Source organism: Microbacterium sp. ZW T5_45, assembly GCF_044987415.1.
Classification (GTDB): Bacteria; Actinomycetota; Actinomycetes; order Actinomycetales; family Microbacteriaceae; genus Microbacterium.
On record NZ_JBJDRJ010000076.1, the window covers coordinates 1 to 4,903 of the forward strand.

Here is a 4,903-nt window from a genome sequence, read left to right on the forward strand (position 1 = left end):
CGCTCGCACAACGCGGCGCGCTCGCCCGCCCGCGCAACGCCGCTTGCTCGCTCGCCCGCCGCGTCTTCACGCCGGCGCCCCTGCTGGGCTACGACGCCCCCGCTGGTTTGCGTAACTCAGCGGGGGCCTCGTAGCTGAACAGGGGCGCGGGTGCACGAGGGTGCCGGGCGCGGAGCGGGCGCGGGGCATTGGAGGAGCGTCGGCGTGCGCGGGCGTGGAGTGTGCGTGCCGTGCCACGCGACTCGCGCGCTTGCCCGCCCTCTCATGCCGAGGCCCCTGCTGGGCTACGACGCCCCCGCTGGTTTGCGTAACTCAGCAGGGGCCTCGTAGCCCAGCGGGGGCGCGGGCGAACAGGGGCGCGGGCGAACAGGGGCGCAGGCGCAACAGGGGCGTGGGCGCTCAGTGTCGTGGGCGCAGAGGGGCGTGGGGTGCCCGAGCTGCGAGCGACCGACGGACGCCTAGACGCGAGCGTCCTGCTTCGGCACCCATACCTGATTGATGATGATGAGGATGGATGCCGCCACCGGCACCGCGACGAGCGCGCCGAGCAGTCCGAGCAGCGTGCCGCCGGCGAGTGCGCCGATCACGACGAGCGAGCCCGGGATCGACACCGCCCGGTTCATGACCCGCGGCGTGATCACGTACGCCTCGACCTGCATGTACACGAGGTAGACGAGGCCGAAGATCAGAGCCGCGATCGGGTTCGTGAACAGCGCGAGGCCGGTGCCGATGACCCAGAACAGCACAGAGCCGACGAGCGGGATCAGCGTGATGCAGAACGCGACGGTCGCCATCAGCGGCGGGAACGGAAGTCCGAGGAACACGTAGAGCAGGAAGGCGAGCAGCGCGTTGAAGAACGCGAGGATCACCATGCCCATCACGTATCCGCCCACGGAATCCGTGATCTGCTCGACGATGTCACCGGCGCGAGCGCGGTCGCGGGCCGGGGCGAGGCGCAGCAGGCTCGTCTTCATACCCGGCAGGGTCGCGACGAAGTAGAGGGTCAGCACGAGCACGACGATGACGCCCGAGATGCCGGTGGCGATGCCCGTGCCGACCTTCAGCGCACCCCCGCTGATCGCGGCGATGTTGCCGGGATCCGTGAGGAACCTCTGCACGTCGGCGACAATCTGCTGGAACTGGTCGCCGAACTGCGACTCGAGGGTGGCATAGAGGTCGGTGCGGGTGAACTCCACGATCATCCCCGGCACTGACCGCACGAAGGTCGCGATCTGATCGATCACGATCGGCAGGATCATCCAGAGGATGAGCCCGATCACGACGATCAGCGCAAGGATGACGATGACGACCGAGACCGCCCGAGACAGGCCGCGACGCTCGAGGAACCGCACCGCGGGGTCGAGTCCGAGAGCGGCGAACAGGGCGAGTGCGATGTAGATGAGCACCGTCGACAGGCTCGTGATCGCGAGTCCGAGGACGATCGCGGCGAGCCCGCCGAGCGTCACGAGGAATCCGAACACGAACGGCCGGTCGATGCGCGTCCACAGCGAACGGGTCTGCGTCGACCCGGCCACGGAAGCGGCGTCGGATGCCGCGGGCGACGGTGCGGCGACGGCCTCGCCCGTGCCGGGGGCGGTCGGATCGGTGACACCCGTGCCAGCGCCAGAGGCGGCAGTCCCCTCGACCGGAGGGACGGATGCCGCCTCTGCCGCGCGTCCGGATGCCGTCGCCTCGTCTTCGCTCATGTGCTCACGATATCGGCCGTGCTGTCGGCGGCGGGGTGGGGAGTCCGTCGCCGTAGAGTGGACGCATGACCGACGCCGTGGACCCGAAGGCCGAACTGCTCCGACTCCGCGCGAGCATCGACAACATCGATGCGGCGCTCATCTTCATGCTCGCCGAGAGGTTCCGTGCGACGCAGCAGGTCGGGCATCTGAAGGCCGAGCACGAGATGCCCGCGTCCGACCCCGGTCGTGAGGAGCAGCAGGTCGCACGGCTGCGCGCGCTCGCCGAAGAGGCGCACCTCGACCCCGAGTTCGCCGAGAAGTGGTTCAACTTCGTGGTGGCCGAGGTCATCCGCCACCACACCGAGGCCGCAGAAGCCAACCGCTGACACGCACGTCCGCACGCAGCATCGAGGCGGAGCGCCCCACACGCTCCGCCTCGTCGCCCCTGCGGGGACGCCGCGTGATCCGCGACGTCCCCGGAGCATCCGGTGCTGTCGTCTCCGTGCTCCCCAGGTGCACGATTCCCCAGTTCGACTGCGCCTCCCGCTCGCTCCGCCTTCCCAGAGCCTCTTCGCATCGCACCGTCTGCAGATAAGGAGCGAGCACAAGGCGTCCTGATACGTCAGGGGCGAGAAAAAGTCGGGTGACCGCTCCCGGGTGAGGTCAGAAGCCGTTGCCGTGGCACTGGAACGGCGCACGCACCCCGGTGTGCTCGGCGGCGGCGACGAGAGCATCCGCCGGGTCGTCGCCCCGCGCGAGCCCCTCATGCACCGAAGCGAGCAGTTCGCAGGCGTCGTCATCCGCCACACTCACGGGAGCGGCGAGGACGCAGCGCGTGCCGGCGTGCAGCCAGACCCGGGTCATGCCGAGGGACTCCTCGCCCCAGCGCACCGACGAGCGCCCCAGCTCGCATGCCGAGAGGATCACGGTCTCGGGCGGGCGGGCGATGAGGTCGACATCGTGACCGAACAGGATGCCGTCGGCGAACTCCAGCCCGGAGAACAGCGGATTGTCGGCGGAGTGCCTCCCGTGCGCGGCCACGTGCACCACGTCGCTCCTCGCGGCCAGCGCGGTGACGTCGGCGACCTCGGCAGGGGAGGAGAGCACCTCGGGGGCGGCCCAGGCGGATGCCGCGCGACGGATCTCCTCGTCGGCGCGAGGAACCCGCGGCCCCGCGGCGAACCCCGCCCGCGCCCGCCGAGTCGGCGCGGGAGCCGTGAGCCAGCGGGAGACGGACGTCGCGAGGGTGAACGGGCGGCCGGTCATGGTCGGCAGAAGTGCCCAGGGGATCCCCGCCAGCGCGCCGGGCGTCGTGAGCACGATGCGGTGCGTGCCGTCGAGCTGTTCCCGGAAGGGGGCGAGCAACTCCGCGTCGACGCGCGCGAGCCGGTCGTCGAGAGAACGCGCGACCACCGTTCCCATCGGGCCCCCGCCGGTGAGCGCCGCCATATCGAGGTCGGCGCGCAGACCCGTGAGCGCGTCTGCGATCCGTGGCCAGTCCAGCCGCACGGTGCGTGCATCCGATCGCGTGACGACGATGCACTGCAGCGCGGAGCCGGTGAACACGTACGCGACGACGGCCGTGCTCGCGTCGATCCGGCCCTGCACCTCGGCGAGCGGGACGCGTTCGTGGGTGTGTGCGACGCCCGTGCTCGACCACTGCCGCTCGCGCACCCGATCGCGGATGGCGCGCACCGCGGGATCGTCGGTCCAGTCCTGTCCCGAGAGCTCGGCGCGCAGCATCCGCAGTCGGGCGAGATCCGCGGCCAGGTCGTCGTCGTCCGGTGCTCTCACCGGTGAGACCTGCTGGCTGAGATGGCGGGCACGCTCCGACCAGTCGAAGATGGTCGCGGCGTCGTCGGTGCGCACCGCGGCGGCGAGGCCCGCGAACATGAGGTCGCGACCGTGCATGGTGACCGACGCCTGCAGGTCGAGCGCACCGAAGGAGCGCTGCCAGGCCGACAGGAGATCGAGACCGTCGGCCGCGATGCGAAGGGTGTCACGGGTGCGACCCGCGCGGAGCGCGCGGGCGGCACGCACCTCGTGCCAGCGCAGTCGGAGCGGCATCGCAGCGTCGGCGGGCGGGCGCGGCAGCCGACCACCGATGGCGAGCCGTCCGGTGAGGACGAGAGCGGCGGCTTCGGTACGCAGTCCGGAACGACGCAGGGCGGATGCCGTGTCGGCGAACTCCTCGGCGCGGGCGGGCAGCTGTCGCTGTACTCTCGCCTCCAGCCGCAGGGCGCGGGCTCTGGCGGCCCATGCCCGGTTGCCGAGGGCCTCGAACCGCCGGGCTGCGACGGATGCCGTGCGCTCCGCGGCCGGGGCGTCGTGCCACAGCAGAGATCGGGCGAGGTGGAGTTCGGCCTCTGCACGGGCCTGGGGCATGCGCTGCGCGCCGAACTGAGTGGCGACATCGGCGAGCAGCCGCTCAGCCTCTTCGACCAGGCCTGCGTCGCGCAGCACCTCGGCGCGATCCTGGTCGCCGATCGCGGCGGCCAGGGAGCTCGTGGCCGCCAGCATCGGTCGGGAGCGCGTCATCAGTGCGAGGGCGGTGACCAGATCGCCGCCGAGAAGGGCCGCGTAGCCGCGGTTGTGGCGGGCCTCCGCGAGCGGTTCCTCAGCGCCCAGGTCGTCGTAGATCGCCACGGCGCGGTCGAGATCCTCGATACAGTCGGCGAGCTCCTGCCGCTGCATCCGGGCGACGGCCCTGTTCAGGAGCAGGTTGGCGAGCTCGATTCCGGATGTCGCGGAGATGGCCGAGCTCAGCAGCTCGACCGACTCGTCGAGCCGTCCCGCGTGCACGAGCAGAGTGCCGAGCTGGCCCGTGAGCAGCGCCGACGTCGCGGTGGCGAGGCCTCGTCGGGCGAGCGCGTCGCGGACGAGCTGCTCGGCGTCGGCGGGGTGGCCGGTCTGGGCGAGCACATACGCTCTGGTGCCGTCGACGCGGGCGCGGAGATCGTCGTCGGATGCTCTCATCGCGGCCTCCGCGAGATCCCGCCGCGCGGCGGCGAACCGTCGGGCATTCGCCGCGGCGGCGCCCCGGGCGTGCAGCTCGCTCGCGGTCAGGCGCATGCTCACAGCATGGCCCGCTTGTCCGGGCTGGGGAAGAGCGGGCGGGCAGAACGGGCGGTGAGAACGGCCGGGGAGGAGCGGGCGGTGAGAACGGCCGGGGAGGAGCGGGCAGTCGGGGTCGAAGGGCCTGCCCGGGTGTCGCT

At 71.6% G+C, this 4,903-nt stretch carries 3 protein-coding genes; 1 reads left to right on the forward strand and 2 read right to left on the reverse strand.

Going from position 1 to position 4,903, the window contains the following annotated elements; all coding sequences use genetic code 11:
• Nucleotides 1-458: 458 nt before the first annotated feature.
• Complete coding sequence (locus ACI3KS_RS19495) at nt 459-1,706, reverse strand: AI-2E family transporter (protein WP_404920194.1); 1,248 nt, start codon at nt 1,704-1,706, stop codon at nt 459-461.
• A gap of 65 nt (nt 1,707-1,771) precedes the next feature.
• Here ACI3KS_RS19495 and ACI3KS_RS19500 point away from each other — a divergent pair, with 65 nt between their 5' ends.
• Nucleotides 1,772-2,074 (forward strand): chorismate mutase, encoded by a 303-nt coding sequence (locus tag ACI3KS_RS19500; RefSeq protein ID WP_404920195.1) that lies wholly within the window; start codon nt 1,772-1,774, stop codon nt 2,072-2,074.
• Between the two features lie 277 nt (nt 2,075-2,351).
• On the opposite strand, the gene ACI3KS_RS19505 is transcribed toward ACI3KS_RS19500, so the two are convergent.
• Nucleotides 2,352-4,760 carry a CHAT domain-containing protein gene (locus ACI3KS_RS19505; protein WP_404920196.1) on the reverse strand — a complete coding sequence of 803 codons (2,409 nt, stop codon included), beginning with the start codon at nt 4,758-4,760 and terminating at the stop codon, nt 2,352-2,354.
• Between the last annotated feature and the right edge of the window lie 143 nt (nt 4,761-4,903).

What these genes read in the sequence shown, in the direction of transcription:
- ACI3KS_RS19505 (WP_404920196.1), bottom strand. Translation starts at nt 4,760, where the DNA reads ATGCGCCTGACCGCGAGCGAGCTGCACGCCCGGGGCGCCGCCGCGGCG.
- ACI3KS_RS19500 (WP_404920195.1), top strand. Translation starts at nt 1,772, where the DNA reads ATGACCGACGCCGTGGACCCGAAGGCCGAACTGCTCCGACTCCGCGCG.
- ACI3KS_RS19495 (WP_404920194.1), bottom strand. Translation starts at nt 1,706, where the DNA reads ATGAGCGAAGACGAGGCGACGGCATCCGGACGCGCGGCAGAGGCGGCA.